The sequence below is a fragment of the Hymenobacter crusticola genome, assembly GCF_002154225.1.
GTDB lineage: Bacteria > Bacteroidota > Bacteroidia > Cytophagales > Hymenobacteraceae > Hymenobacter > Hymenobacter crusticola.
Window position 1 is genome coordinate 34,787 of sequence record NZ_MTSE01000007.1, and the last position, 26,771, is coordinate 61,557.

The window sequence follows — 26,771 nt, forward strand, 5'->3', positions numbered from 1 at the left end:
GCGTCAGCATCCGATCAATATCATTGCGGTCGTTTATACAAACCTAGGTGTGTGCGGACCACTCCGACAACCAGTCGGCCGCCGTGGGCGTCGGGCTAACGGAGGAAAGATGACGACCCTAGGTCAGTTCTTGCTCATACAACCGGTGATTTTCTGCGTCAAAGGCAACGAACACAACTATTGCTGGCACCTGATTCTTCGCCAAAAACTCACGCGCTTCGCGTACGGCAATGGTAACGGCTTCGGCTTTTGGATAGCCATAAATGCCCGTGCTGATACCAGGGAAAGCAACACTTTCTAAATTGTTCTCAGTAGCTAGGTGCAGGCTATTGCGGTAGCAGTTAGCAAGCAGTTCGGCTTCACGCTTTTGCCCGCCATTCCACACGGGGCCGACGGTGTGAATAACGTACTTAGCTGGTAGCCGTCCGCCGGTAGTAATCACTGCTTCGCCAGTAGCTAGGCCCTTGCCATAATGACCCGCGCGCAAGCGGCGGCAAGCTTCCAAAATCTCGGGGCCGCCCGCACGGTGAATGGCTCCATCGACGCCGCCACCGCCGAGCAACGATGAATTAGCTGCGTTAACGATGCCGGTAGTATCGAGCTTCGTAATATCGCCTTGGTAGAGTAAAATGCGACCGAATGCTTGGGCCTGGGTGCGCCAGCTAGCAGGAGGGGAGGAGATGGCCATAGGACAACTAGCGATAAAAGGAATAAGCAGCTGACCGGCGATTACCGTTCATCTGTCTTTTCAAACAGTTCAACGCTGAAAGCTACCGCTTGGGTAGCTTTGTTTTTCAGCGGGCAGTAGGGAAAGCTAGCTTTGATCATCAATCAAGAACAAAACCTCTCCTTATAATCGCTGCACCATGGAAACGACACCCCGCGACCCCCAACTCTGGCACCAAGCAAAATCCCGTGCTCGCTTCAAGGCTAGCTTGTTTACTTACCTAGCCGTTAATGCGCTGCTGTGGATCATTTGGGCCGTCACTTCGCGTCATCAGTTCTATCCTTTGCCTTGGCCCGCTTGGTCTACTATCTTCTGGGGCTTTGGCTTGTTCATTCAGGGTGTTAATACTTACGGTGGCTACGGCCGAGGAACGATGATGGAGCGTGAGTACGAGCGGCTGCTCCGCCAAAAACAAGAAAAACTTCGCTAGAAAGTAGCTGCGTAAAAGCGTAGCTACATAAGAGAAAAATCCGTTGAACAGGATGTAATCTTATGCAGTTACGCTTTTACGCAGCTACTTTCTTATGCGCTTCCGCCGATTTCTACCAACCATCTTGCTAGCGCCCCTGAGCCTAGCTTTTGCGCCCGAGCGCCCCACGGCTCCGGCCGATGCAAACCTGAGCAAGATCAAACTGCCGCCGGGCTTCACCATTAGTTACTTCGCGCAGAACGTGAGTGGCGCCCGCGAAATAGCCGTGGGGCCAGATGGTACGGTGTACGCGGGCAGCGTTGGCAACAAAGTGTACGCCCTGCCCGACCGCAACCACGACGGCCGCGCCGATGAGGTCATTACCATTGCCACCGGCCTAAACTCACCCAACGGTGTGGCCGTGCGCAACGGCGCCTTATACGTGGCTGAAATAAACCGCGTGCTGCGCTACGATAACATTGCCAAACAGCTGAAAGCTAGCCCTAAGCCCGTGGTGGTGTACAGCAAGCTGCCCGATAAAGAGTGGCACGGCTACCGCTACATTGCCTTTGGACCCGATGGCAAACTCTACGTGCCGGTAGGAGCGCCCTGTAACTCCTGCCTGCCCGAAGCACCCATTTTTGCCACCATTAACCGCATGAACCCCGATGGTTCAGGGTTTCAAACCATTGCCAAAGGCGTGCGCAACACGGTCGGCTTTGATTGGAGCCCCGTGGATAAAGCGCTCTGGTTTACCGACAACGGCCGCGACCAGCTCGGCGACGACAAACCTTCCGACGAGCTGAACCGCGCCCCAACCGCTGGCCTGAACTTCGGCTTCCCGTACTTCTTTGCGGGCGACGTGCCCGACCCCGAGCTGAGCAAAGGCAAAGTGGCAGACAGCTTCGTGAAGCCGGCCCAAAAGCTAGGTCCGCACGTGGCCGCACTGGGCATGAAGTTTTACACGGGCAAGCAGTTTCCGGCCAAGTACCGCAACCAGATCTTTATTCCCGAACACGGCTCCTGGAACCGTAGCCAGAAAATAGGCTACCGTATTAGCCTCGTAACGCTCGACGCCAGTGGCAAAAAAGCTACTGGCTATACTACATTTGCCCAGGGCTGGCTGCAAGGCCAGACCCCGTGGGGCCGTCCCGTTTGCTTGCTGCAACTGCCGGATGGCTCGCTGCTCGTTTCTGATGATCAAAATGATGCGGTGTACCGTATCAGCTACAAAGGCTAACGAAACTTCCTGCTGCGCGCTACATTCGGCTCATGAAGAAAAAGAAGCACGTTCCAAAGCGCATCATCGGGCGACTGGAGTTGGTCGATTTTCCTCAGTTTCAGATTGAAGGCGTAGAAGCCAAGATCGACACGGGTGCTTACACCGGCGCCATTCACTGCACCAATATGCAGGTGATAAAGCTAGCCGACGGCCAAACGCGGCTGCGCGTGAACCTGCTCGACGACGCACACCCGAATTTTGATGGGTACTTGATGGAATTTACTGACTTCTCGCTGCGTACTATCAAGAGCTCCATTGGCGAAGCGCAACGGCGCTACGTCATTCGAACGGTAATTCGGCTGTTCGAAGAAGATTTTACGACGGAGTTCTCCCTCTCCGACCGATCCGATATGAAGTACCCCGTGCTCATTGGGCGGTCGTTGCTACGGCGCGGCGGCTTTTTGGTCGACGTGTCGAAGCGGTACGAGGCCCAGAAGAAACGATTTGCGCCCGGCGGTATGCGGTCTTGAAAGCTAGGTGCCGTACTTTTGACCCGGTTTCCGCGTCCCACCCCTTTACGAAACTTTTCTGCATGAAACTGGCGATTTTGTCGCGTGAGCCCACGCTCTATTCCACGAGGCGCTTGGTGGAAGCAGCCCAGCTGCGCGGCCACGAAGCCATCGTGGTAGATCACCTGCGGTGCAACCTCGTGCTGGAAAAAGGTAAGCCCGGCATTATCTACCAAGGCCAAACCCTCACCGATTTCGACGCCGTTATTCCGCGCATCGGGGCTTCGGTTACATTCTATGGCACGGCCGTGGTACGGCAATTTGAGATGATGAAGGTCCGAACAGCTGTTGATAGCCAAGCCATTGTGCGTTCGCGCGACAAGCTGCGCTCCATGCAGATTCTGGCTCGTGCTGGTGTTGGGATGCCCAAAACGGCCTTCACCAATTACTCTGACGAAGTACCGCAGATGATTGAGCAGGTCGGCGGCGCCCCCGTAATTATCAAGTTGCTGGAAGGTACGCAGGGCCTAGGTGTCGTGCTGGCCGAGACAGCCAAGGCGGCGCAATCAGTTATCGAAGCTTTCCATAACCTCAAAGCACGCATCATCGTGCAGGAATTCATTGCCGAAAGCAAAGGGGCTGATCTACGGGCATTTGTGGTAAATGGCGAAGTGGTAGGCGCTATGAAGCGGCAGGGAAAAGAGGGGGAGTTTCGCTCCAATCTGCACCGTGGTGGCACGGGGCAGCTCGTGAAGCTGAGCCGGGCGGAAAAAGCCGCCGCACTGCTAGCTACCAAAGCGCTGGGGCTCGACATTGCGGGCGTAGATATGCTGCAAAGTAAGCGCGGCCCCTTGGTGCTGGAAGTTAATTCCTCGCCGGGCCTAGAGGGCATTGAAAAAGCAACCGGACTCGATATTGCCGGTAAAATTATCGAGTACACAGAGGAGTTGACCAAGCGCAAAGGCAAGAGCAAAAGCAAGAAAGCCAAAGGCAAAAGCAAGGAGCACGAGCCGCATCCCGATACGCAATCGGACGTGGCGGCGTTCTAGCTTGAACGTGGTAGCCTGCACAGCACAGAATACCTAGGAAGAGCCTATCACTGCGCGGACCACAACAGCTGCGTTCGTGTCGGGCTTTAGCCTCCCGATTTTCGTGCCTGCTAGTTTCTGCGTTTCTTTGGTCTGCCTTTCAAGGCGTTTTCTCTTCACTAATCCCACCTAATGAATAATTCATTGCGCCTGATTATCGACGCGGTGCTCGTTGTAGCGGTAGCCGTATTGTTTTACCTGCATTTCTCCGATAAGTCGGCCAAAGCGCCCGCGCAGCCCGCCGTAGTGCAAGCCAGTACGAGTGCTGACTCTACCAAAACAACCTCTGTCGCAAACGCCGACACCACAGCAGCGAAGCCTACCCCAGCGGCCGCTACACCCATCTTGCACGGCAAGATTGCTTATGTGGAGTCGACCAAAATGCTGGATGGCTACAAAGGCATGCAGGATGCCCGGCGTAATTTTGAGACGAAGGCCAAAGGATGGGAGCGGCAAAACCGTAACCTAGTAGGTGGATTTCAGTCGGCGGTACAGAAGTATCAGCAGCAGGCCGCTAGCCTCACGCCCGAGCAGCGCGCTGCCACCGAGCAACGCCTCCAGGCCCAGCAAGCCGAAGTAGGCCAGCAGCAGCAGAAGCTTCAGCAGCAAGCCGCGGAAGAAGAAGCCAAGGTGACCCAGCAAGTATTGGAACGTGTGAACAAGCTGGTGGAGCAGTACGGCAAAGACAACGGCTACGAGATGATCCTGATCGCGGCGCCCAGCGGCACCATTGCCTACGGCCGCAAAGACCTCGATATCACGCCGCAAGTATTGAAGCACCTGAATGCCTCTTACTCAAAGAAGTAAGACCTAGCATAGCAAACTACTTTAGAGCCCGCTGCTTCCAGAAAGCAGCGGGCTTTTTTGTGCATCGTTAGCACTGGTATAAGGATTTAACTTCCTCTTTTTGAGCAGTGGTTGAGCGTAGTTCTTGTCGTTGAACAGGTAGCTAGGTGTAGTATTCCAGCTTTAGCTACACCACCTACGCCTCCTCCAAAAAGAGAGGAGTGCTTCGGCCTAGCTTGAGTCCACACCATTTTCGAGCTGAGCTGCCAACCTTTTTTCTGTAGTCGGCCTCTATCAGCCAAATACGAAGGTGGAGGGCTTCGTTGGCTGTATATATTTGACAATTAATAGCTAGGAATAATTAAACTATTTCTTTATGGTAAGATTTATCCGTGGGATAATCGGTGGGGTAGGATTAGTAGTGGCGACCGGATCGGTGGGGTGGGCACAGCAAGCGGGGAAGGTGACCATCAGTGGGTACGTGCGCGACCGGAGCACGGGCGAGAACCTTATTGGAGTGGCAGTGGTGAGCCCTAGCACGGGGCAGGGCACCGCCACCAACAACTACGGCTTCTACTCGCTGACGCTACCCGTCGCGGAGGGCGACTCGGCGCGGCTGCTGGTGTCGTACCTAGGGTATGAGAAGTTGCGGTTTGCGGCTGCCGCCGGGCGCAATGTGGCGCACAACTTCCAGCTGCGGCCCCTGACGGCAGAGCTAGCCGGCGTGGAGGTAGTTGGGAGTCGTAGTCAGGAAGAAAAAATTGCGCAGACTACGCGCATGGGCACCATCAACGTGCCAGTGGCGCAGATCAAGAATCTGCCCGCGCTGCTAGGCGAAACCGACGTGCTGAAGGTGCTTCAACTGCTGCCTGGCGTGCAGAGCGGCAGTGAAGGCACCAGCGGCCTCTACGTGCGCGGCGGCTCACCCGACCAGAACCTGATCTTGCTGGATGGAACGCCGGTGTACAATGCTTCGCACCTGTTCGGCTTTTTCTCCGTGTTCAACGCCGATGCTTTGAACAACGTGGAGCTGATCAAAGGCGGTTTTCCGGCGCGCTACGGCGGGCGCCTATCGTCGGTGCTGGACATCTCCATGAAGGAGGGCAACATGCAGAAGTTTCAGGGAGAAGGCGCCATTGGTCTCGTGGCTTCTAAACTCACTTTGGAAGGGCCTATCAAGAAAGACACCGCTTCGTTCATCATCTCGGCCCGCCGGACCTACATCGATCTGCTAGCTAGGCCCATCATCTGGGCTGCTACCCGGAGTGAGACTGGCCAGGCAGCTACCGTGGGCTACTTTTTTCATGATATCAACGCGAAGCTCAACTGGAAAGTAAGTAGCCGCGACCGGCTCTACCTGAGTGCTTACACGGGCTACGATAAGTTTTACGCGCGCTACACCGACAAAGAAGAAGACGGCGACTACGACCGCAACAACTCAAACCTAGGGTGGGGCAACCTCACGACGGGCCTACGCTGGAACCACTTGCTGAACGACCAACTGTTCATGAACACGCACGTGACCTACAGCAAGTACCAGTTCAACGTTGGCATTGAGCAGGAGAACCGCTACCACACCCAGGACGAAGTGCGCACCGACAAGTTCAACCTGCGCTACCTGTCCAACATTCGGGACCTGAGCATTAAAACGGACCTCGATTATGCGCCCAACCCCGACCATTACATTCGTTTCGGCGGGCAATACATTCTGCACTCGTTTCGTCCGGGAGCCTTGCAGGTTAAGGATAACAGCAGCGACCTAGGTAATCAACTGAATTCGGTGGCGCGCACCATGGCCAGCGAAGCTGGCATTTACGCCGAAGACGACTACCGCGTGACGCAGCGCTTGAAGGTGAATGGCGGCCTGCGCCTAAACGGCTTTCTGGTGGAAGGCAAGTTTTATAACTCCATCGAGCCTAGGGTATCGGCCCGCTTCCTGCTAACTCCGGAGTGGGCCCTGAAAGCCTCGTACGCCCGTACCACGCAGTTTATTCACCTGCTCACCAACAGCGGCATCGGTCTGCCCACCGACTTGTGGGTGCCGGCCACGGCCAAAGTACAGCCCCAACGGGCTCAGCAAGTTAGCCTAGGTTTTGCCCGCGACTTGCGCTTCCACGACGAAGACTACGAGTTTAGCTTCGAGACGTACTACAAGCCCATGCGCCACCTGATCGAGTACCGCGAGGGAGCTAGCTTTTTGGGCACTACCGACAACAACTGGCAGGATAAGGTGACCAGCGGCAAAGGGTGGGCCTACGGCGGGGAGTTCTTTATTCAGAAGAAAACCGGCCGCACCACGGGCTGGATCGGCTATACCCTAGCCTGGAGCAAGCGCCGCTTTTCCGAGCTAAATCAAGGCCGCATCTTCCCCTATAAGTACGACCGGCGCCACGATGCGTCGTTGGTGGTGATTCACAAGTTTAGCCCAACGCTCACGCTATCCGGCACGTGGGTGTACGGCACCGGCAACGCCGTTACACTTTCGCAGGCGCGCTTTCAGCTAGGTCCTTATGCTACCTACGACGACTACGGCGACCGGAACAGCTACCGCATGCGCGCTTACCACCGCATGGATGTTGACCTGAGCAAAACTAAGAAGAAACGCTGGGGCGAAGTGGTGAATAGTCTCAGCTTCTACAACCTCTATAGCCGCAAGAATCCTTACTACATCTACTTTCAGGAAGGGCGGGAGGATCAGAATGGCAATGTGGAGAGAAAGCCCGCTTACAAGCAAATTTCCCTATTCCCAATCATCCCATCCTTCAGCAAAAGCTTCCGATTTTAAGTGGAAAGCCACGGGCTAACTGAGCTGTTGAACGAGCCAGACGCCTGGCTACTAGTGCCCAAGAACTAGTTACTTATCGAGTGAAACTATGAAAAAGCTAGCCACCTTTTTACTGTTTGCCTTAGGTTTGGCCGGTTGCGAGTCAACAGTGACGCTGCCCGAACCAGCCCATACGCCGCGTATTGCCTTGCTCTACACACTCAGTGATCAAGCGCTCGACACGAGCAATGTACTATCCGTCACGCGGCAGCCATTTGTCAGCTATAGCAAGCGGTTGTTCGACACAAGAGACCTCGCTGGCCGCGACGATGCCCGTATCGAAATACAGGATGCCACGGGAGCCGTGGTGGAACGTTTCAAGGCGGGCTACCCGCGCAAACTAGATTACTATTACCCCTCTTCCGGCTACTACACGCCCACGATGGGCCTAGTGGGGCAAGCGGGCCAGACTTATACGCTACGCGCCTCGGTGCCCGGCTTCGAAACCGTAGAAAGCACTCTTACAATGCCCACCAAGCCCGTCATCGACGATGCTACTTTTGTAGTGCGCTCCGGCGGCATGTTAGGTGGGAACACGCAAGGCAAAGCCCGGCTCACCATTACGCTCACCGACAACCCGTCGACGACGGATTACTACGCCGCCTTTGTGCGCTTGTTGGACAAACAAGGTAAAGCCATTCAGGCCTCCTCCATTTATACCGATTTCGACGACCAGGATAGTGATTTTGAGGTTGGCCGTTTTGAGCTTTCAGGAGATAGTTACTCGTTTGGCACCAACCTAAACCCCTACGCGGACACCAACGTGAGCGGTAAGCAATTCTCTCTCAGCGCTAATGTGAGCTACTATGTAGGAGGCTGTTACAGTTCGCCGTCGCGGCCGGTGGTCTGCCAGGAGCTAGGCTATGTCGAGGTCAGAGTGAGCAATATGACGCCGGAGGCGTACCGGTTTTATCAGTCGAGCCATAGCTACGAAGAGACGCGAGACAACCCCTTTGCCGAACCGGCACCCCTCGCTTCCAACGTCAAACCGGGCTACGGCTTGTTCGGCGGCGCGGCTGATGCCACGTACCGTATCAAGCTGTTTTGAGCCTATATGAGTGGTAACAAAAAAACCAGGTTCTGATTAAACCTTCGTGATTTTTTAGCGTCTAAAAGATATGATTCTTGGTTGTAATCCCCAGGCAGTCATCTTACTTATGAAAACGCGCCTTCCAATATTTGTCGTGCTAGCTTTGGCTAGCCAACTGCTTTTTAGTTGCGTTGCTTCTGGTCCTGCTTACGTAGGTGTAGGCGTTGGAGCGCCCGGTCCGTACTATGGGCCTTATTATGGCCCGCGCTACTACCCCGCCCGGCCTTACTACCGCCCACGCACGGTTATCGTCGACCGGCCCCGGTATTACCGCCCGATGCCGGGTCCGCGCCCTGGCTACTACCACAACAACGTGCGGCCTCACCGGTCTGTGCGGGTACGGTAGTCAACCTAGCTATAAAAAAAGCCCCGCTGTGTCTCTCGCAGCGGGGCTTTTGCTTTTTAGGCGCTCTTTTGTTTAGAACGTAAATCGTAGGCTGACAGCCGCATCATGATAAAAACCGGTGTAGCCGTTGAACACTTCAAAAAACGGCTTGTAATCAACGCCAATCACGAAAGGCAGATCGTCCATTTTATACTCCAGACCTAGCACTAAGTCGGCGCCGCCGGCTACGCGGGTGCGGTCATCGTTGATGTAGTAGACGTAGTAGTAATCATACTTCTTGCCGCGGCGATACCGCACATCCTCGAAGTAGTAGCGGCCCCGATAAGCGCCTAGGTGACCACCGGCACCGTAATAAAACTGCAAACCTTTGAGGTCTTTCACTGGCACGTGCTTCTCCAGCAGCAGCGTGAAGCGGGCCCCGTGCGCGGCATACTCCGTCGTGACCAGTCCTTCGACGGCGACGTTGTTTTTGCCACTCAGAAAATGCTTGATGGTGAGGCCAGAAGAATAACCGCCAGCACGCAGGCCAATACCTGTTTGATACCCGGCGTTAGCTGCGGGGGCGCTTTTTTTGCGTTGGGCAAAGCTAGCTACGGAAGAAAGGCATAGCGCTAAAATTGTTAAGCGGAATAAGCGTGTTGTCATTAAAACAGAGAAATAAAGGTGAATTATTTCTCGCCAGCACACACTTAACATGCCAAACATGCTCAGGTTAGTTGGACCTAACGGCTACCTGTCGCCGCAATTTCATCTGATAAGTGCACACGCACCCCGCCCCCTTCTTCCTCGGCCGCATGCATCATAGCCTGCGCCACAGCGCGAGCCGACACTGCCCGATACTTGCGCAGTGGACCTAGCAACAAAGGGCTTAGCAGTTTCATCAGCACGGCACCGATTTGCTCGCCCACGCGCTTGTCAGCACGTTCACCCAGTAGCAGCGACGGCCGAAACAAATGAATTGCCCGAAACTGCGTTTGTCGCACGGCGTCTTCCATTTCGCCTTTTACTCGGTTGTAATAGAGGCGCGACTCGGCATCGGCTCCCATGGCCGACACTACCAAGAGTTGCGAAGCGAAGTTGGCCGCCGTGAGGGCCGCCAACTTCACCACATACAGATAATCAACTTTGTAAAAAGCCTCTTTAGAGCCTGCTTGCTTCATGGTAGTGCCTAGGCAGCAGTACACATCATCGGCAATGAGCGAGAGTCGCGCTTCCTCTAGGTGGTCTAGGTCGAGCACGCGCTGTTCTAGCTTAGGGTGCACTAGGGGCAACGGCCGGCGTCCCACGGTAATGACCTTAGCGTAGCGGTCGGAGGCGAGCAGAAGCGGCAGCAATTGGCTACCCACTAGGCCCGTAGCGCCAGCAATAAGCGCGGTTTTATTTGGTTTCATAGCGGTCGGAATAGAACGGCACTGTCGCGCCGTAGCAGCCACTACAACTTGCGGCCGCTAGGGAAGTATCCGAGCCATAAGACGATACGAAGCAAGCAGAGGTTGTCTGCTTAGGTGCGCCAGGAAACAGAATGCAGCTGAATAGTCTACGGCTTGTCCACAAGCTGCGTATGCTCGGGCGACAACTCTACCAGCCCCTGCTTATATAAGCTGCCGAGGGCTTTCTTAAATACCTTCTTGCTCATGCCCAAACGCCGGTAAATGTCGTCAGGCTCACTCTTGTCGGATAGGGGAAGTCGCTGATTGGGTGCCGCGCGGAGCGCATTTAGCAAGGTATCGGCGGCATCCACGGCTTCTTCGTAGCCGGGTTTCTGAAGTCGCAAGTCGATTTTGCCGTCGGGCCGTACTTGGCGGACATAGCCAGTGGGCGTGTCCCCGAGGCGCAACGGACGAAATACCTCGTTATAATACAGCAACCCTAGGTACTGCCCATTCACCACTGCCGTATACCCTAGGTCAGTTTCCTGGGCTACAAACAATTGTACCGCATCGCCGGGCTTCCCTTCAAATGGTTTGTCGGGTTGCAGAAAGTTCTCCCAGCGCGCCGAAGCCACGATGCGGTCGGAAGTTTCGTCGAGGTACACGTACACCGTTAGGCGCTGACCAGGGCGCACGTTGTTACGCTGGTTGCGGTGAGGAAGAAACAGGTCTTTTTCCAAGCCCCAATCCAGGAAAGCGCCGTGTTCGGATACGTCGCGCACGGTGAGGGCCGCTAGCTCATTCACACGCGCCAGTGGCTTCAAGGTAGTGGCAATCAGGCGGTCTTCTGAGTCGCGGTACACAAATACGTGCACCACATCACCTAGCTGGGTGCCCTCGGGAACGTACTTGTTAGGCAGCAGCAAGTCGCCATCGTCGGAGCTCAGGTAGAGACCAAAATCGACGAAGCGCGCTACTTCCAAATCATTATAATCACCTAGGTTCATGTTTTCAATTACCAATTAACAGTTACCAACTACCAGTCGTATTTTACGAGGAGCGATGCGTAATCCTTTTGTGAAACCGCAAAGTACGTCCATAAATACCCTGGGCCGTTGCATTCGGTTGCTAGTTATCCGCTATAAATGAATAGCTAGCTTACAGGGGCTAGGCGAATGCTACTAACGGGTAAATGGTAGAGCATAACGAGCAATTGGAAAACTACTCGTAGCGCACCACGCCAGGCTGCGCGAAGTTGAAGTCGCTGAAGTTGTAGTAGTTGGAAGTGTTTTCGAACAGCCGAAAACTACTGCCGCTTACTTGGCCGCGTGGATAGAAGCCAAGCGAAATTTGGATGGTTCGAATGGCCGTGTACTCGTTGCGGAAGCGAAAGCCGATGCCGAAACCTGTGTACGGCTTTTCGCGAAAAGGATCGGAGCGACCCGGCGTAGTAGCTAGCCACGCCGCATCAATAAAAGCAACCCCGGCTAATCGGAAACCTAGGATGGAAACGGGAGTGTAGACCGTCGTCTCATAGTTGAGCAAAAACCGGCTTTGCCCCCGCAGCTGCTCATCAATTGAAAACCCTCGCACGCCGCGCCGCGTGTCCAAAATTAGGTAATCGGTTGGGCGTCGGTGAAATCCGATGAGTGAGCGTACCCACAAAAAGCTGCGCCATTGATAGTTGCCAGCATGGTAAAGACGCGTAAAATACAGTAGCTCGTTGCTAAGCAGGCCTTGCTGCCAGTCGTTGTCCTCGGTGCGCACGTAGCTACCAAACTCGCCGCTTATATAGAGGTAACCGTGGCGCAAGCTGTAGCCGGCATACGCCGTGCGCAGACTCACGTAACGACGATTCTGCCGCGCATTTAGCTCATACCCCGTGGTGAGGCTTACGAGGGAGCCAGTCGGAATATCTTCGGTGCGGCCAAAGCCAAAAAGGTATCGGTCTTTGTAGTAGCGCCGCACGCTGTAGCCAATAGTGGCTAGGCCGAGCAACGCATTATCGTACTGATAATCCGGATTGGCTTTAATCGAATCGGCAATGCTGGTGTAGCGTGTACGCAGCAAGCGTCCGGATACAATCATCCGGCCGGGGTTTTCGTAACCTAGGTCGTAGCTATGCAAGTGAAACGCCCGACCAACCCATAAGTCTTGCGTGTTATAGCGCAGCGGGTAAAAGACGTATTGCTCATCCGTCGTACCGGGAGAGGCAACAAAGGGAACTCCCTGATAATACGACTCCATTGAAAAAGCGCCCGCATACTTTGTATTAACGGAAGCAAAGTCGCGGAACACCGAAAAGCCGCCTTGGCGGTACTGGTCTTCGTTGCGGTAGCGTGCCTGGGCGTAAATGAAGTTGCGAAAAGGCACCTGATAGCTACCCCGGTAGCTCCAGCTTTGCGTTTTGCCCCGGCCGTACTCGTAGCGGTTCCGAAACTGGTGGCCTTGCCCCAGAAAGTTGTTGTCGCGCAGCCCGATAACCCCCGCCGCTACGTCGCGCACTTGCAGCGTGCCGCTGATGCTAAATACATCTTTGGTAATCACCTGCACGTCCACGCTGTCGGCGGTGGTGGTGGCCTCGTTCACAAACACGCGCGCATCCAGAATCTCTGAGGTCTGGCGAAGTAGGCGTTCCGACTCGGCTAGGTCCTGCGGCTCTAGCTCGTCGCCCACCCGAAACAGCAGCACCTGCCGCACCCTAGCCCGTGAGGTTTTGATGTGCAGCATATTGCCGCTTTTCTCCAAAATGTTGCGGGGTTCCCGGTTCGGGTCGGCGATGCTATAACCGAACGCATCGAGGGTGGTAATATTAATGCTGCGCACAACCTTGTAGTTGTGCTGGTCGAACTGGCGGTCAAGCAATGCGACATCGAGACCCGCCCGGTCTTCTTGGCGTGTTCGAAAGTTGAAGAGCGCCGCCGCGGCTTTGCCGGCAATGGTTTTGCGCTTGGTGTACGCCTTCAACCCATTCAGCATGCGCTCTTGATCGAAGCGCCGGCGCAACGAGTCGGGACGGGCGGCGGGCTGCGTGCGGGCAGAGTCGCTAACGACTGGCTGGGTAGTTTGCTGCGCGTACACCACGTTGGTCGCTAGCAACAGCAGCAAACCCAGCCCCAAGAAGAGTTGGCTAAGCAGGCGAGGAGCAAACACGAAGCGGAGCATCAGGGGAAATAGCAAACAAAACGGGCCCTATAACGAGTGGTGCGGGCCGTTTGGCAACAGGCAAGATACGAATTGATGAGGGCAGTAGAAAGCAACGCGCGTATAGGCGCCGCTTTTGGCTGAGCCAACACACCACTGCTAGGTATAACGAGCACAGTACAGCATTTCGTGCAGGCCAAAAGCAGCGGCTTATGACTACAAAAGAACCTAGGTAACGAAACTTTTCCTAAAAAAATTAGCTTAATGATATAGTGCGTATATGAGAACAAGCTTCTATTTTTAAGGCGAAAATTGGTTCCGAATGAACGAGCGTATTCAGGAAAAGCTAAGTATTTTGGCAGACGCCGCGAAGTACGATGTATCGTGCTCCAGCAGCGGTGGCAAACGTAAAAATGAGAACCGTGGCCTCGGCAATGCTGAAGGTATGGGCATTTGCCACAGCTTCACGGAAGACGGTCGGTGCGTGTCGCTGCTCAAGATTCTACTCACCAACCATTGCATTTTTGACTGTGCCTACTGCGTATCGCGCAAAAGCAATGACGTGAAACGGGCTGCTTTCACGGTGGATGAGGTAGTGGACTTGACCATGAATTTTTACCGCCGCAACTACATCGAAGGCTTGTTCCTCAGCTCGGGTATCTTCTCCTCGCCCGACTACACGATGGAGCGACTTGTGCGCATCATTAAGAAGCTGCGCACCGAGCATAAGTTCAACGGCTATATCCACGTCAAGACGATTCCGGGCGCTTCGCCGGAGTTGATTCAGGAAGCCGGCCTCTACGCCGACCGCCTCAGCGTGAACATCGAGCTGCCCTCGGAGATGAGCTTGACCAACCTAGCTCCTGAGAAAAACTACGAGGAAATCCTGACGCCGATGGAGCAGATCCGCGACAACATCGTGCAGAATAAGGAGGAGAAGGCGCTGTTCAAGAAGGTGCCGCAGTTCGCCGCGGCCGGTCAGAGCACGCAGCTCATTGTGGGTGCTTCGCCCGAAACTGACCACCAGATCTTGCAGCTATCAGACTCGCTCTATAAAGGATATGGGTTGAAGCGCGTGTACTACTCCGGCTATGTGCCCATCACCGACGACGCACGGCTGCCGCAACTCACCCAGCCGCCCGTCATCCGGGAGCACCGCCTGTACCAGTCCGATTGGCTGATGCGCTTCTACGGCTTTCAGGCCGACGAAATCTTGGACCCGCAGCACCCACACCTCGATCTTGAAATTGACCCGAAGCTAGCTTGGGCACTGCGCAACCGCCATGTGTTCCCGGTCGATGTGAATACCGCTGACTACGAGATGATCCTGCGCGTGCCAGGCATCGGCGCTAGGTCGGCGAAACGCATCGTGGCGGCCCGGCGCTTCACTAGCCTTTCCCTTGACCACTTGCAAAAGTTTGGGGTGGTCATGAAGCGGGCTAAGTTCTTCATCACGTGCCGCGGCCAAGCCCTAGAACGTCGCGACTACGATGAGCAAAGTATCCGCCGCCAGATTCTGTTTGGGGCAGGGTCGGTGCGGTCGGCCTTAGTTACGCAACAGCTTGACCTCTTTGCCCAGGCCGGGTAGAGCGGTCAGGCCGCGCAATGCGCTTTGAATATAAGCATAAGTTTTTGGCAAACAGGGTTTTTGGCGAGCTTATTGTATTCAGGCCGGAAAATATAGTGTTTGTACATAGTTTTTGCCTCAGCAGCTTAACACAGTATAGAACTCAATTTTACTCAGTGACATGAATATCTCACATCGCTCTCCCGCTGAAATGACCACGGCCGCTAAGCCTATGAAACTTGCGCCGCTGTCGTGCTATTGCAAGCTTGATGATTTGATTCCGCGCGTTAAGCAGCTTACGCAGTCGAATCCTACACCGCCTACGAACCCGGCCAAAACGGCGGCCTAGGTTGTAGCTCAACCGTAACCTGCTGGAGCAGGCCTAGGTATAGCCAGGCATGCGCTACGAACTCGAACACCACTATGTCTGGACCAACGGCGTCACGCTGCACGTGGTCCAATGCGGGCCGCAGGATGGTCCGCTAGCTATGCTGCTGCACGGCTTTCCCGATTTTTGGTATGGGTGGCGGCACCAAATCGAGCCGTTAGTCGCCGCCGGCTACCGCGTGTGGGTGCCCGACCAGCGCGGTTATAACCTGAGTGATAAGCCGAAACGTATCCGCGAGTATACACTCCCGGCCTTAGCCCGTGATATTGTGGGCTTGCTTGATGCCGCAGGTCGCGAGCAGGCTTACCTAATTGGTCACGATTGGGGCGGCATTGTGGCCTGGTACCTAGCCACGTACCACGATACGCGTTTTATCAACGCCTCTATTCTGAATTCCCCGCACCCATCGGTGATGCCGAGCGCCTTTCTGCGCCTTCCCGATCAGCTGTTGCGCAGTTGGTACATGTTCTTTTTCCAGGCTCCGTGGCTGCCCGAGCAGTTCATGCACGCAAAAGGGCTGAACCTGCTCTTGGATACGAGCCATCGCGGCGCTTTTCGCCAAGCCGATCTGCAACGCTACCGCGCCGCGTGGCTGCGCCCTCACGCCATGACCGGCATGATCAACTGGTACCGGGCCTTCCGCTACACGCTCGGCCACAAAGAAGAGAACCCACGCATCACGATTCCGGTACAGGTAATTTGGGGAAAACAGGATGTGACCTTGAATGCAAAGCTGGCGGAACTAAGTGGTCGGTTCTGTGAAAACGGCACGCTGCAGTACTTACCGGATGCTACCCACTGGGCACACCTGGAAAAACCAGCGGAGGTGAATGAGTTGCTGCTCAAGTTCATGGCGAAGTAGGAATGCGCTACGGCGTATGCGAACGTTCAGGAACCACATTAAACTGTATCCTAATCACTACCGTTAACTATCGAATGCACCATAGTGCATTCTTGCCATGACTCACGACTACACCTACGACGGCTCTTTCGACGGCTTGCTAACAGTACTGCTGGAAATGTATGAGCGCAAGGTGCAGCCCAATAGCGTTCAGCCCGCCGACGCGGTGCAAGGAGGCTTGTTCACGGCTACCGTACCTATTCAAACCAACGAGGAAAAAGCCGAGCGGGTCTGGAAGGGAATGTTGAAGTACATGGATAACGACACGCGCACGAAGCTGTACCATGTCTTCCTTTCTGAACGGCCTGACCGCGAGATGCTTATTTGTCGGTTTGTGCAGCAAGCCGTGACGGCACGCGGACGGGTAGATGTTTCGGAAAACTATGCTGACGATACCGTGCGGCTCGTGCACCACATTAGTCAGCAACTAGGGCGTGAGAAGCACCGGATGGAGGCCTTTGTGCGCTTTGAGAAAACTTCCGAAGAGTTATTCCACGCCACGATTGAGCCCGACTTCGACGTGTTGCCGCTTATTGCGCCGCATTTCACCAAGCGCTACGCCGATCAGCGCTGGCTGATTTTCGACCAGCGCCGCCGCTATGGTCTGTACTACGACCTAGCTCGCACCGACATTGTCGAGTTTGAAACTGAAGCGCCCCAGCGCCGCACCGATGTGTCGGCGACGGTACTGGATGAGCGGGAGCCGTTGTTCAAGCTGCTCTGGCAAACGTATTTTGACCACGCCAACATTCCGGAGCGCAAAAACTTGAAGCTACACCGCCGCCACATTCCGTTGCGGTATTGGAAGTATCTGAGTGAAAAGCAGCCACGTGAGCAGCGATTCGAGCCTATTAAGAATAAGCGTTCGTCTTTGTGAAGGTGAGAATGTGCTGTATTGCGCTCCGACAAAAGAACTACTTTCGGGCTCATTATCAACTTGCTTTATCAACCAGGCATAGCATATGAGTACAACAGTGGTTTTTGGAGCCTCTGGCCAGCTAGGTCAGTGCCTCCGCCATGTTTCACAAGAGCGAGCAATCGGTGACATTATCTTCCCGGCGGAAGACCAGGCCAATATCTTAGATACAGATAAACTGCGGACGGTATTTGAGCAGCATAAGCCAGCTTATTGCATCAACTGCGCGGCTTACACTGCCGTAGATAAAGCAGAGGATGAGGTAGAGCTAGCCCGCAAAATCAACAAGGAAGGCGCCGAGAACCTAGCTCGGTTGTGCGGCGAATACGGCACGACGCTTATTCATATTTCCACCGATTTTGTATTTGCCGGCACGAGTAATCAGCCCCTCGTGGAAACGGATGCCGCCGAACCCATTAGTGTATATGGCCTCACGAAGCTGGAAGGAGAGCAGGTCATTCCGACGCATACAGAGCACTATTTCATCTTGCGTACGAGTTGGCTCTATTCTGAATACGCCAACAACTTCGTAAAAACGATGCTGAAGCTAGGTCAGGAACGGGAAGAGCTACGCATCATTTGGGACCAAGTCGGCACGCCTACTTACGCTATTGACTTGGCTGGCTGCATTCTCACCATCATTGAGAGTAAGAATCAGCAATATGGCCTCTATCATTACAGCAACGAAGGCGTGACTTCGTGGTACGACTTTGCCACGGCTATTTTTGAGCTGAGTAATACCGTAGTGCGCACTGTACCCATTCGCACTTCCGAGTACCCTACGAAAGCTACGCGGCCGGCATTCTCGGTAATGGATAAAACAAAAGCCAAGACCAACCTAGGTGTTGCCGTTCCACACTGGCGCGAGAGTTTAAAGGTTTGCCTGAGTCGTTTATAAGCGCTTCCATTTATTTAAACTCATAAATACAAGAGGCGTCATTCATTCGAATGACGCCTCTTGTATTGGATAAAAGTACTTGAGTATTGGGTAAAAATGTTCTGCTAGTAAGTAGACGCATACTTACGTCTACTTACGCTTGCCGAATTATTGCGCTGGTTGCGCTGAGGAAGTTGGTGTATTCTTCACGTACTTATCAAGCCACGTATTCATCTCCCACAGCATGTGCATAATGTTCTCACGCGAAGCGTAGCTGTGTGCTTCGAAGGGCAGCACTACGTAGCGTACCGTAGCACCGTGGCCTTTCAGGGCGTTGTAGAAACGCTCGCTTTGCAGCGGGAAGGTGCCGGAGTTGTTGTCGGCCTCGCCATGGATGAGCAAAATAGGCGTCTTGACTTTATCGGCGTAGTTGAAGGGCGACATGGCGTTGTACACCTCGGGCGCCTGCCAGTAAGTGCGCTCCTCGGCCTGGAAACCGAAGGGCGTGAGCGTGCGGTTGTAGGCGCCGCTGCGCGCAATGCCGGCCTTGAACAGGTTACTGTGCGCGAGCAGGTTGGCGGTCATAAAGGCGCCGTAGGAATGTCCCATCACGCCTACGCGGTTGCGGTCGACCACCCCTAGCCTAACTCCCTCATCAATGGCGGCTTTGGCGCTGGCAACGAGCTGCTCGGTGTAGGTATCGTTGGGCTCCTTATTGCCTTCGCCCACAATCGGGATGGAAGTGCCTTGCAGCACGGCGTAGCCCTGGGTTACCCAAAAAATAGGCGTAGCCCAGCTCAGGCGGGTGAACGTGTAAGGTGACCCTTTTACTTGGCCAGCATCACTTTTGTCTTTAAACTCCACCGGGTACGCTTCTATGAGCGTAGGCAGCGGACCGTCCGACTTCTTGTAGTTCGGGGGCAGGTAGAGGTTGGCGGTCAAGTCGACACCATCGGCGCGCTTGTACTTGAGCACTTGCTTTTGCAGGCTGCCTACTGCGGCGTAGGGGTTCGAGAACTTCGTGAGAGCCGTGATTTTCTTCTTATTGACGTCGCGCAGGAAATAGTTAGGGTTTTCCTTCGGCGATTCGCGACGCGTCACGAGTAGGCGCTTGTCGGTATCTAGGATGGCAACGGGTACTTCGTAGTACGGTGCTTCCGAACGCCACCAGCGGCTAGCTTTTTTGGTTTTCAGATCGAGCTGATCAACAAACGGCCGGTCGCCTTCGGGAGAGGCGCCGGTGCCTACCATATAAATCGACTGGCCTTTGGCGTCGGTGGCTAGCACGTAGTGACCCGCGGCGTTGCGGTGCTGGTAAGGCGTGCCGGGGTCGTTGTAAGTGTCCTGCGACGAGCGGTCGAAGAGTACCGTAGGGGCGCCTTTCGCCGAGGGGTTAATCGTCCAGGTCATTTCCTTGCGGTCGGCCCAGCGAGAACCCTGTATTAGTGCCAGCGACGACGTGCCCCAGTAGATATCATTGTAGCGTAGTGGCAGGGCAGCTAGCTCCTGCGGGGCGCCCGCGAAAGGAGCTGCCAGCGTAAAGAGTTTGTCGCGCACGGGCGCTTGTACCTTGGGGTCGCCGCCGTCCTGAGCTTCCACCCAAAAGAGCGTAGCCGGGGCATCTTCCCGCCATGCGTGAAGGCGCTGGCCAGTGGGCACTGCATCGAAGCTAGTAGGCACGTTATCAGCCAGGGGGAGGTCGGTGATGGTTTTCACCGGTTGGCCATTCAGGTCGAGCACATCAACCTTGACCGGAAAACTGCCCACCGTGAGCTGATAAGAGTAGGGGCGGTGGCGCGTTTTCACCAGCACGTACTTGCCATCGGGGGAAGGCGCCGCTACCTGAATGACGCCGGGCTGACCTAGGGGCGTCGTCTTGCCATCAAGGTCAACTTTCACGAGTTGGGTCGTGGCGTAGTAGTCGAATATCTTCTCGTCGCTGGGATTCTTCAGTAAGTCTTGGTAGGTGCGTACGCCTGCCTTTTTACCCGCGTTTTCCTGCACGATGGGGCCAGTGGGAACGGCGTTGCTGGCAGGGGCTTCACCGCGGTTGGGCAATACCGTATGCGCAATGAGCGTGCGGCTATCGGCCACCCAATCGAATGAGTTGCCAAAAACCCCGTTCAGCGGCAAGTTCATCAGCTTGCGCGCCTTAGCAGAGGCTACGTCGACCAGCCACAGCTCCATGCGGCTGTCGGTGGGCGTGGCATCGGTGGTAAGGGCAAAAGCTAGCTTGGTGTTGTCGGGCGACCAGCTCACTTCGCTGATCTTGGCAGCTTTCGGCAGGCCTTGTACCGGCGTTTCTTTGGTATCGCCAATCCGCTTCAACGTAAGGCCCGTGGAGTAGCTCACGCGGCTAGGTCCGTTGGTGCGCGGGTTGAGGCGCAAGCCCGCCATGCGCAACTCCGGCTGCGACAACTCGGCGATGGATGGCAGGTCTTGCACCGGCATGAGCACCATCCACTTACCGTCCGAGGAAAGGCTCAGGCGCGGGGTGGCCGGCGCATCGACTAAGTCGGCAATAATCTTGGGCGGTGTTTGGTAAGTTGCCTCTTGGGCCTGGGCCGCCAAGGCAGACAACCACAGCGCGCCGGTAAGAACGGAGAGCTTTTGCATAGAAAGTTGGTTTGAGTTCTGGCTAAGTTAGCAGAAGACAAAGCGCCAACGTGGGGGTTGCTTACGGAGGCAGTTACGGCGCTTCGACAAGCGAAGAAATCTAGGTTTGCCCGGATTGTCCGGCCGGCTTTGTAATCCGGCTGCTCGGAGGCGAGGGTTTGCAATTCTCGCTTGCAACGCGTGCCTGTGTTTGCGAACGATCATTCAAACGACGCGTACGGGCGGATTACAAATCCGCAACTCCAACGACCGGATTATACATCCAGCCGAGCAAATGCCGAAGTACCGTGTTAAGGAAGAGCTTAGGTTCTGGCCTCTACCTACAGCGCGCACTGCTTCTTATACAGACCCGGCGTGATGCCTTCGTATTTCTTGAACAGCACCTGGAAGTAGTTGGTGTTGTTGAAGCCCACCCGAAAGCACACGTCGGCTACGGTTGACAAGGGGTTGCGCAGCAGGCGTTTGGCCTCGCTGAGGCGCTCTTGGATGATATACTCGACGGGCGTTAGGCCGAACTCGCGCTTGAACACGCGGAAGAACGTTGCCTTGCTCATGCAGGCTAGCTCGCTCAATTTCTCCACCGTAATCTGGTCGGTGAGGTGCTGCTTAATATATTGTACCACGGCGGCAAAGCGGTGGGAGGTAAGGTGTTGGGCGTAGTTACGGAAGATGAGTTGGCGCGCTTGCGTCTGCATAAGGCGAACGAGCAGCTCTTGAAGCGTGAAGCTTGCTAGTACATCTTTGGCGGCGTGGGTTTCTTGCGAGAGATGCACGAGGCGTTCGAGCGTGCCGGTCAGCTCGGGGGTGTTGGTAAGGTGGGCCGTGTCGGAATCGTTGAGGTGCCAGGGCTTGTGGTCTTCGGCCAGCGGGAAACGCTCGTTCAGCAAGTCAACTGTGTGGCGAATGGTGTCGGCGGGGATGGCCACGGCTAGGCATTGCGTTGGGTTTTCCGCATTCGCCTCAGGGAAATCGATTTCCATTGTCTGCTGCTCGCCCACTACTACCGATTCGCCGGGCAGGTACTCGAAGGCGTTGCGGCCGGCTAAGTGCATCACCTTCTTGCCGCGCAGCATGGTGGTGAGTACCAGGCTGCCCATGCTTAGCGGGACCCGGCTGGCCGTTTGGTGCGTCTCGAAGATGTTCAGCTCAAAAGCATCGAGCGAGTAAACAGTGCGGTTTTCAACCAGCGTTTGAAGCTGGTCGGGGCGGTGTAGCGCAAGGGCGTTCGATAAAGAAGTACGCGGCATGAGCAAAGGCTTTAGGAAAACGCAACGGGTGTACGCAATATAACTAACCTCAACCACAAACGTTTGCGGCGCCCGCTACTACCTAGCTTCGGGACTAGCTATCAGTGTGAAAAACATGCTGCAAGCCAACTCAAACGTTTGCGACTATCGGAGAGGATGTTGAGAGGATACTACACCTTCTGAAGCTATAACGAGAGCTACCTTGGACCTAGTCTTTACGTCCTAACTTCTACCTCATGGAAACCTTAGTAGAAAGCACCACTCTCGTTGCCCGTCCGCAGTTCAAAGAGCACTACGATAACTTTATTGGTGGCAAATGGGTCGCCCCGGTGAAAGGCCAATACTTTGACAATCCGTCGCCCATCGATGGCAAGGCCTTTACCAAGGTAGCGCGCTCCACCAAAGAGGACATTGAGCTAGCCCTCGACGCAGCCCACGAAGCGTTTAAGACCTGGAAAAATACGTCGGCGACTACGCGCAGCAACATGCTGATGAAGATTGCCGACCGCATCGAACAGCACCTAGAGCACCTAGCCGCCGTGGAGTGCGTGGAAAACGGCAAAGCCATTCGTGAAACCCTGAACGCCGACTTGCCGCTGGTAGTCGACCACTTTCGCTACTTCGGGGCCGTTATTCGGGCCGAGGAAGGCTCTGCTACCGAACTGAATGAGAACACATTGTCGTTGATTATCAACGAGCCGCTGGGCGTAGTAGGCCAGATTATTCCCTGGAACTTCCCGCTGCTGATGGCTACTTGGAAGCTAGCCCCCGCGCTGGCTGCTGGCTGTTGCGTGGTGATGAAGCCCGCCGAACAAACGCCCGCCAGCATCATGGTGCTGATGGAGCTGATCGGGGACCTGATTCCGGCCGGCGTGGTAAACGTGGTGAATGGCTTCGGGCTGGAAGCCGGTAAGCCGCTGGCCTCGTCGCCGCGCATCCAGAAGGTGTCGTTTACGGGTGAAACCACCACGGGCCGCCTTATCATGCAGTACGCTTCTGAGAACATCATCCCCGTGACGATGGAGCTAGGCGGCAAGTCGCCTAATATCTTCTTCAAGAGCGTGATGGATGCCGACGACGACTTCCTCGACAAAGCCATTGAAGGCGCCGTCATGTTCGCCCTGAACCAAGGCGAAATCTGCACGTGCCCTTCGCGCATGCTGATTCAGGAAGATATTTACGACGAGTTTATTGCCCGCGTCATTGAGCGCGTGAAAGCCATTAAGCTAGGCAACCCGCTCGACAAGGAAACCATGATGGGCGCCCAGGCCAGCAACGACCAGTTCGAGAAAATCCTGAGCTACCTCGAAATTGGCAAGGACGAAGGCGCCGAAGTGCTGGTTGGCGGCGACGCGTACCACCAGGAAGACGGCGCCCTTGCGGAAGGCTACTACATTCAGCCCACCGTGTTCCGCGGCCACAACAAGATGCGTATCTTCCAGGAGGAAATTTTCGGCCCGGTGGTGTCCGTTACCACGTTCAAAACCGTGGAAGAAGCCCTCGAAATTGCCAACGACACACTCTACGGCCTAGGTGCCGGCGTATGGAGCCGCGACGCGCACGAGCTGTACCAAGTGCCGCGCACCATTCAAGCGGGCCGCGTGTGGGTGAACTGCTACCACGACTACCCCGCTGGTGCCCCATTTGGCGGTTACAAGAAGTCAGGTTTTGGCCGCGAGAACCACAAGATGATGCTGGAGCACTATCGCCAAAGCAAGAACATGCTGATTTCCTACAGCCAGCAGAAGCTAGGTTTCTTCTAGGAAGCTAGCGAGTTCCGGCTAGAACGTTGAAAGCAGACCGTCATGCTGAGCTTGTCGAAGCATCTCTACCGCAGTGCTAACTTCAACAGTAGCGCAACGAGGCGATAGAGATGCTTCAACAAGCTCAGCATGACGGTCTACTATATAGCTACTAGGCCCTAGCAAGCATCTTTCTACTAATGATTTGCGTCTCTATTGTACGTTACGGTCACTTAGTATTATCTGCTCATGAAACGCTTGCCAATTCTTCTGGCATTAGGTTGTGTATCCTTCGCCACTCACGCGCAACTGCTGCCTGTTCCAGGCAAACTGAACCCAGATTGGACGCTACAAAAAGCCGAGGTGCAAACCGATAACGGGGTATTTCGGCAACTGCCACCTGCCACCGACCAGATGCTCAATAGCTTGAAAAGCATATCCAGCAGTGGCAATCGTCATTACCACTGGGATGCTCAGCAGCAGCTAGCGTACCAATGGCTGAGTCAACCAAATAGCGGTAGCATAGCCCCCGATAAGCAGGTAGTGGTGCGCGATGAGCGAACGAGCACCGTGTACACGTTCACGCGTAAAAAGTAGCTGGCTACCACCTCCTTTCTTACCCCACCAATGTCTTCTGAACTCATCCCACGCGTCCTCGTTACGCCCGCCGCCGAGGCCCTAATCGATATTCTGCGCGACGAGCACGGCCCGCTCATGTTTCACCAGAGCGGCGGCTGTTGCGACGGTTCTTCGCCCATGTGCTTTGCGGCCGGCGAGTTCAAGGTGGGCACCAACGACGTGTGGCTCGGCCGCATCCATGGCTGCGACTTCTTTATGAGCGCCAGCCAGTTTGAGTATTGGAAACACACCCAGCTAACCGTTGACGTGACGAAAGGCCGGGGGGCTAGCTTTTCGCTGGAAATTCCGCACGGCGTCCGTTTCCTGATCCGCTCTCGCATGTTCACGCAGGAGGAAGAAGCCAACCTAGAGCCGGTATTTGATGGCGAGGAATACCCAAATTTTGCAGGCTGATCGAGTATAACTCCGTAGCAGCTAGGATTTATACGTAACAGAATCTCCAAAATTCTATTGCGAAAACCCGTATTTCCCGGATCGTTGAAGCCGCGCAGAGAGGCGTATAGACAGCAAAACCGTTGGCATGCATACCAACGGTAGTTGTTTTTCACACCTAACGTCCCTCTCACCATGTTCTATCACGACCGAGAACTCCAGTACAAAGTGCGCGTAGATAAGCCCAACCCTGTATTTGCTCGCATGTTGCAGCAAGCCATTGGTGGCATCGAAGGCGAAATTCGCGTTTGTTTGCAGTACCTGTTTCAAGCGTGGGGTTCACGGGGCCCGGTGAAGTACCGCGACATGTTGCTGGAGACCGGCACCGAGGAAATTGCCCACATCGAAATGCTAGCCACGGCCGTAGCGCTCAACCTCGAAGGCGCTCCTATGAGCATGCAGGATGAGTTTGCGAAGGATAAAGTAGTAGGCGCCATCATGGGCGGCATGGATCCTCGCCATATTCTTTCGGCCGGTATGTCGGCCCTAGCTACGGATGCCAACGGTGTGCCTTTTAATGGCTCGTGGGTAGTAGGCAGCGGCAACATTGTGGCTGATATGTACACCAACGTAGCCGCCGAAAGCACCGGCCGCACCCTAGCCACCCGTCTTTGGGAAATGACCGACGACCCCGGCATGAAAGATATGCTGGCCTTCCTCATCGCCCGCGACACTATGCACCAAAACCAGTGGATGGCAGTGATTGAAGAAAATGGCGGCCTAAATGCGATGCCGATTCCGAACAGCTTCCCCCAGAGCGAAGAAGTACAAGGCTTCAACTACGCTTTCGTGAGCACCTACGTCGGTAACGAACCCACCCCGGCTGGTCGTTGGGTATCAGGGCCGTCGATAGATGGCAAAGGTGAGTTCCATCTGGAAAAAGCAGCGCCTCTCGGTGGTGTGCCCGTACTAGCGCCTCCGGACCCACGCGGCCACGCCCAGAAAGAACAAATGACAACTACGGACTCAGCGATGGGTACCATCAGCGACAAAGTAAGAGGTACGCTAAGCGGTAGCGGCAGCCACAACAGCGACGCTGTGTAAGCGGCTGACTTTGCCCTTCAATACAGTAAAGAGCCCCAACTACCTAGGTAGTTGGGGCTCTTTGTTTGAGAGGTGTTTAGTGGCCGGCATTCCAGTCGTAGCCGCGGTCGGCCCAGTAGTCGGCGGGCCGCTGGTCTAGGAACTGGATGGTGCCGATGCGCTTGAGGTACTTGATGCCATACTTCACCGGCATGGCCAAGCGTAGGGGCGCGCCGTGCGTGATGCTGAGCGGTTCGCCGTTCATCTCGTAGCACAGCAGCGTTTGGGGGTGCATGGCACTGGCAATGTCGAGGCCAACATAGTAGGCGTTGTCGGGCGTAGTCACGCGTACGTAGGGCGCTAGTGCATCGGCACTGGTGGCTGTGGCAGCGCCGTTGGACGTAGCCAGCCCGTATTTATCGGCAAAATCGGAGAAGCGAGCCCCAGCCCAGTTCACGACCACGCTCCAACCTTCGATGCACTTCAGCTCCGTGGTGATTTCGACACGCGGGAGGGCTTTGATGTCTTCGAGGGAAAAGGTTCGGACCTGTTTAGGGTCAGCATAAGCGCTGACCTGCAAGCGCCAAGCCGCGGGGTCAAATTCGCCGCGCATGCCGATTTTGCCATTCACGCGCGGCTCCCGCACCAAGTGCTTCGGAAACACAGGGGCTAGGTGGGCATTGCTGAAATACTCGCCAGCTAGCTTGCCGTTGGCATCGAGCACGGTGCGCAGGGGGCGCGGAATGCCGGCTTCTTTCGGTTGCGAGACCAGCCAGCGCCAGCCACCTAGGCTCGCTAAAGCAGCTGCTCCCGCTACCAAGAAGGCCCGCCGCGAGCGGCTAGCAGCTTCACGTTGTACTTGCTCGTCGGGGGGGGAGCTGGGATTTTGCGGAGTATTGGCCATAAAA

The 26,771-nt window shown here is 55.3% G+C and carries 25 protein-coding genes; 17 read left to right on the forward strand and 8 right to left on the reverse strand.

The window, feature by feature from the left end; all coding sequences use genetic code 11:
- Positions 1-118: 118 nt before the first annotated feature.
- The gene (locus BXP70_RS14385; RefSeq protein WP_086594799.1) at positions 119-688 is read right to left on the reverse strand and encodes an O-acetyl-ADP-ribose deacetylase; all 570 of its coding nucleotides are present in this window, start codon (positions 686-688) and stop codon (positions 119-121) included.
- Between the two features lie 178 nt (positions 689-866).
- Here BXP70_RS14385 and BXP70_RS14390 point away from each other — a divergent pair, with 178 nt between their 5' ends.
- From BXP70_RS14390 to BXP70_RS14425, 8 genes are all read left to right on the forward strand, one after another.
- Entirely contained in the window at positions 867-1,157 is a 291-nt protein-coding gene (locus BXP70_RS14390; RefSeq protein WP_086594800.1) for a 2TM domain-containing protein, read from the forward strand.
- Positions 1,158-1,251: 94 nt separating this feature from the next.
- Positions 1,252-2,376 (forward strand): PQQ-dependent sugar dehydrogenase, encoded by a 1,125-nt coding sequence (locus BXP70_RS14395; RefSeq protein ID WP_086594801.1) that lies wholly within the window; start codon positions 1,252-1,254, stop codon positions 2,374-2,376.
- Positions 2,377-2,408: 32 nt separating this feature from the next.
- A complete protein-coding gene (locus BXP70_RS14400; protein WP_086594802.1) occupies positions 2,409-2,888 on the forward strand; it encodes an ATP-dependent zinc protease family protein in 480 nt (159 codons plus the stop codon).
- A 62-nt stretch (positions 2,889-2,950) separates the two neighbouring features.
- On the forward strand, positions 2,951-3,916 hold the full coding sequence (rimK, locus tag BXP70_RS14405; protein ID WP_086594803.1) for a 30S ribosomal protein S6--L-glutamate ligase: 966 nt from the start codon (positions 2,951-2,953) through the stop codon (positions 3,914-3,916).
- Positions 3,917-4,087: 171 nt separating this feature from the next.
- The gene (locus tag BXP70_RS14410) at positions 4,088-4,762 is read left to right on the forward strand and encodes an OmpH family outer membrane protein (protein ID WP_086594804.1); all 675 of its coding nucleotides are present in this window, start codon (positions 4,088-4,090) and stop codon (positions 4,760-4,762) included.
- Positions 4,763-5,117: 355 nt separating this feature from the next.
- Positions 5,118-7,526, forward strand: coding sequence for a TonB-dependent receptor (locus BXP70_RS14415; protein WP_086594805.1), 2,409 nt, complete (start codon positions 5,118-5,120; stop codon positions 7,524-7,526).
- 88 nt (positions 7,527-7,614) lie between these two features.
- Positions 7,615-8,613, forward strand: coding sequence for a DUF4249 domain-containing protein (locus BXP70_RS14420; RefSeq protein ID WP_086594806.1), 999 nt, complete (start codon positions 7,615-7,617; stop codon positions 8,611-8,613).
- A 109-nt stretch (positions 8,614-8,722) separates the two neighbouring features.
- Positions 8,723-9,001, forward strand: a complete 279-nt coding sequence (locus BXP70_RS14425) for a hypothetical protein (RefSeq protein ID WP_086594807.1) — start codon at positions 8,723-8,725, stop codon at positions 8,999-9,001.
- A 72-nt stretch (positions 9,002-9,073) separates the two neighbouring features.
- Here the strand turns inward: BXP70_RS14425 and BXP70_RS14430 are convergent, their stop codons facing one another.
- From BXP70_RS14430 to BXP70_RS14445, 4 genes are all read right to left on the reverse strand, one after another.
- Entirely contained in the window at positions 9,074-9,646 is a 573-nt protein-coding gene (locus BXP70_RS14430; RefSeq protein WP_086594808.1) for a hypothetical protein, read from the reverse strand.
- A gap of 77 nt (positions 9,647-9,723) precedes the next feature.
- Positions 9,724-10,392 (reverse strand): NAD-dependent epimerase/dehydratase family protein, encoded by a 669-nt coding sequence (locus tag BXP70_RS14435; RefSeq protein WP_086594809.1) that lies wholly within the window; start codon positions 10,390-10,392, stop codon positions 9,724-9,726.
- 146 nt (positions 10,393-10,538) lie between these two features.
- Entirely contained in the window at positions 10,539-11,378 is an 840-nt protein-coding gene (locus BXP70_RS14440; protein ID WP_086594810.1) for a CvfB family protein, read from the reverse strand.
- A 214-nt stretch (positions 11,379-11,592) separates the two neighbouring features.
- Complete coding sequence (locus tag BXP70_RS14445; protein WP_143436507.1) at positions 11,593-13,536, reverse strand: BamA/TamA family outer membrane protein; 1,944 nt, start codon at positions 13,534-13,536, stop codon at positions 11,593-11,595.
- 301 nt (positions 13,537-13,837) lie between these two features.
- On the opposite strand from BXP70_RS14445, the gene BXP70_RS14450 reads away from it, so the two are divergent.
- From BXP70_RS14450 to rfbD, 5 genes are all read left to right on the forward strand, one after another.
- Positions 13,838-15,103 (forward strand): putative DNA modification/repair radical SAM protein, encoded by a 1,266-nt coding sequence (locus BXP70_RS14450; RefSeq protein ID WP_086594812.1) that lies wholly within the window; start codon positions 13,838-13,840, stop codon positions 15,101-15,103.
- Positions 15,104-15,263: 160 nt separating this feature from the next.
- Complete coding sequence (locus BXP70_RS29930; RefSeq protein ID WP_179197700.1) at positions 15,264-15,431, forward strand: hypothetical protein; 168 nt, start codon at positions 15,264-15,266, stop codon at positions 15,429-15,431.
- Positions 15,432-15,480: 49 nt separating this feature from the next.
- Positions 15,481-16,332, forward strand: coding sequence for an alpha/beta fold hydrolase (locus tag BXP70_RS14455; RefSeq protein WP_086594813.1), 852 nt, complete (start codon positions 15,481-15,483; stop codon positions 16,330-16,332).
- A 97-nt stretch (positions 16,333-16,429) separates the two neighbouring features.
- Positions 16,430-17,248, forward strand: coding sequence for a TIGR03915 family putative DNA repair protein (locus BXP70_RS14460; RefSeq protein WP_086594814.1), 819 nt, complete (start codon positions 16,430-16,432; stop codon positions 17,246-17,248).
- Between the two features lie 85 nt (positions 17,249-17,333).
- Entirely contained in the window at positions 17,334-18,185 is an 852-nt protein-coding gene (gene rfbD / locus BXP70_RS14465; RefSeq protein ID WP_086594815.1) for a dTDP-4-dehydrorhamnose reductase, read from the forward strand.
- Between the two features lie 147 nt (positions 18,186-18,332).
- Here the strand turns inward: rfbD and BXP70_RS14470 are convergent, their stop codons facing one another.
- Both BXP70_RS14470 and BXP70_RS14475 read right to left on the reverse strand, forming a co-directional pair.
- Positions 18,333-20,780 carry an alpha/beta hydrolase family protein gene (locus BXP70_RS14470; RefSeq protein WP_086594816.1) on the reverse strand — a complete coding sequence of 816 codons (2,448 nt, stop codon included), beginning with the start codon at positions 20,778-20,780 and terminating at the stop codon, positions 18,333-18,335.
- A gap of 320 nt (positions 20,781-21,100) precedes the next feature.
- A complete protein-coding gene (locus tag BXP70_RS14475; RefSeq protein ID WP_086594817.1) occupies positions 21,101-22,027 on the reverse strand; it encodes an AraC family transcriptional regulator in 927 nt (308 codons plus the stop codon).
- Between the two features lie 236 nt (positions 22,028-22,263).
- Between BXP70_RS14475 and BXP70_RS14480 the strand changes: the two genes are divergently transcribed.
- From BXP70_RS14480 to BXP70_RS14495, 4 genes are all read left to right on the forward strand, one after another.
- A complete protein-coding gene (locus BXP70_RS14480) occupies positions 22,264-23,790 on the forward strand; it encodes an aldehyde dehydrogenase family protein (protein WP_086594818.1) in 1,527 nt (508 codons plus the stop codon).
- 228 nt (positions 23,791-24,018) lie between these two features.
- Positions 24,019-24,366: a hypothetical protein gene (locus tag BXP70_RS14485; protein WP_086594819.1), complete on the forward strand. Its 348-nt coding sequence runs from the start codon at positions 24,019-24,021 to the stop codon at positions 24,364-24,366.
- Between the two features lie 30 nt (positions 24,367-24,396).
- Positions 24,397-24,801, forward strand: a complete 405-nt coding sequence (locus BXP70_RS14490; RefSeq protein ID WP_086594820.1) for a DUF779 domain-containing protein — start codon at positions 24,397-24,399, stop codon at positions 24,799-24,801.
- 174 nt (positions 24,802-24,975) lie between these two features.
- Positions 24,976-25,884, forward strand: a complete 909-nt coding sequence (locus BXP70_RS14495) for a manganese catalase family protein (RefSeq protein ID WP_086594821.1) — start codon at positions 24,976-24,978, stop codon at positions 25,882-25,884.
- Between the two features lie 76 nt (positions 25,885-25,960).
- On the opposite strand, the gene BXP70_RS14500 is transcribed toward BXP70_RS14495, so the two are convergent.
- Positions 25,961-26,767, reverse strand: coding sequence for a molybdopterin-dependent oxidoreductase (locus BXP70_RS14500; RefSeq protein WP_086594822.1), 807 nt, complete (start codon positions 26,765-26,767; stop codon positions 25,961-25,963).
- Positions 26,768-26,771 lie beyond the last annotated feature (4 nt).

What these genes read in the sequence shown, in the direction of transcription:
- BXP70_RS14415 (WP_086594805.1), top strand. Translation starts at nt 5,118, where the DNA reads ATGGTAAGATTTATCCGTGGGATAATCGGTGGGGTAGGATTAGTAGTG.
- BXP70_RS14470 (WP_086594816.1), bottom strand. Translation starts at nt 20,780, where the DNA reads ATGCAAAAGCTCTCCGTTCTTACCGGCGCGCTGTGGTTGTCTGCCTTG.
- BXP70_RS14425 (WP_086594807.1), top strand. Translation starts at nt 8,723, where the DNA reads ATGAAAACGCGCCTTCCAATATTTGTCGTGCTAGCTTTGGCTAGCCAA.
- BXP70_RS14495 (WP_086594821.1), top strand. Translation starts at nt 24,976, where the DNA reads ATGTTCTATCACGACCGAGAACTCCAGTACAAAGTGCGCGTAGATAAG.
- BXP70_RS14395 (WP_086594801.1), top strand. Translation starts at nt 1,252, where the DNA reads ATGCGCTTCCGCCGATTTCTACCAACCATCTTGCTAGCGCCCCTGAGC.
- BXP70_RS14385 (WP_086594799.1), bottom strand. Translation starts at nt 688, where the DNA reads ATGGCCATCTCCTCCCCTCCTGCTAGCTGGCGCACCCAGGCCCAAGCA.
- BXP70_RS14480 (WP_086594818.1), top strand. Translation starts at nt 22,264, where the DNA reads ATGGAAACCTTAGTAGAAAGCACCACTCTCGTTGCCCGTCCGCAGTTC.
- BXP70_RS14450 (WP_086594812.1), top strand. Translation starts at nt 13,838, where the DNA reads ATGAACGAGCGTATTCAGGAAAAGCTAAGTATTTTGGCAGACGCCGCG.
- BXP70_RS14455 (WP_086594813.1), top strand. Translation starts at nt 15,481, where the DNA reads ATGCGCTACGAACTCGAACACCACTATGTCTGGACCAACGGCGTCACG.
- BXP70_RS14445 (WP_143436507.1), bottom strand. Translation starts at nt 13,536, where the DNA reads ATGCTCCGCTTCGTGTTTGCTCCTCGCCTGCTTAGCCAACTCTTCTTG.
- BXP70_RS29930 (WP_179197700.1), top strand. Translation starts at nt 15,264, where the DNA reads ATGAATATCTCACATCGCTCTCCCGCTGAAATGACCACGGCCGCTAAG.
- BXP70_RS14460 (WP_086594814.1), top strand. Translation starts at nt 16,430, where the DNA reads ATGACTCACGACTACACCTACGACGGCTCTTTCGACGGCTTGCTAACA.
- BXP70_RS14490 (WP_086594820.1), top strand. Translation starts at nt 24,397, where the DNA reads ATGTCTTCTGAACTCATCCCACGCGTCCTCGTTACGCCCGCCGCCGAG.
- BXP70_RS14410 (WP_086594804.1), top strand. Translation starts at nt 4,088, where the DNA reads ATGAATAATTCATTGCGCCTGATTATCGACGCGGTGCTCGTTGTAGCG.
- BXP70_RS14400 (WP_086594802.1), top strand. Translation starts at nt 2,409, where the DNA reads ATGAAGAAAAAGAAGCACGTTCCAAAGCGCATCATCGGGCGACTGGAG.
- rfbD (WP_086594815.1), top strand. Translation starts at nt 17,334, where the DNA reads ATGAGTACAACAGTGGTTTTTGGAGCCTCTGGCCAGCTAGGTCAGTGC.
- BXP70_RS14485 (WP_086594819.1), top strand. Translation starts at nt 24,019, where the DNA reads ATGAAACGCTTGCCAATTCTTCTGGCATTAGGTTGTGTATCCTTCGCC.
- BXP70_RS14420 (WP_086594806.1), top strand. Translation starts at nt 7,615, where the DNA reads ATGAAAAAGCTAGCCACCTTTTTACTGTTTGCCTTAGGTTTGGCCGGT.
- BXP70_RS14500 (WP_086594822.1), bottom strand. Translation starts at nt 26,767, where the DNA reads ATGGCCAATACTCCGCAAAATCCCAGCTCCCCCCCCGACGAGCAAGTA.
- BXP70_RS14440 (WP_086594810.1), bottom strand. Translation starts at nt 11,378, where the DNA reads ATGAACCTAGGTGATTATAATGATTTGGAAGTAGCGCGCTTCGTCGAT.
- BXP70_RS14430 (WP_086594808.1), bottom strand. Translation starts at nt 9,646, where the DNA reads ATGACAACACGCTTATTCCGCTTAACAATTTTAGCGCTATGCCTTTCT.
- BXP70_RS14435 (WP_086594809.1), bottom strand. Translation starts at nt 10,392, where the DNA reads ATGAAACCAAATAAAACCGCGCTTATTGCTGGCGCTACGGGCCTAGTG.
- BXP70_RS14390 (WP_086594800.1), top strand. Translation starts at nt 867, where the DNA reads ATGGAAACGACACCCCGCGACCCCCAACTCTGGCACCAAGCAAAATCC.
- BXP70_RS14475 (WP_086594817.1), bottom strand. Translation starts at nt 22,027, where the DNA reads ATGCCGCGTACTTCTTTATCGAACGCCCTTGCGCTACACCGCCCCGAC.
- rimK (WP_086594803.1), top strand. Translation starts at nt 2,951, where the DNA reads ATGAAACTGGCGATTTTGTCGCGTGAGCCCACGCTCTATTCCACGAGG.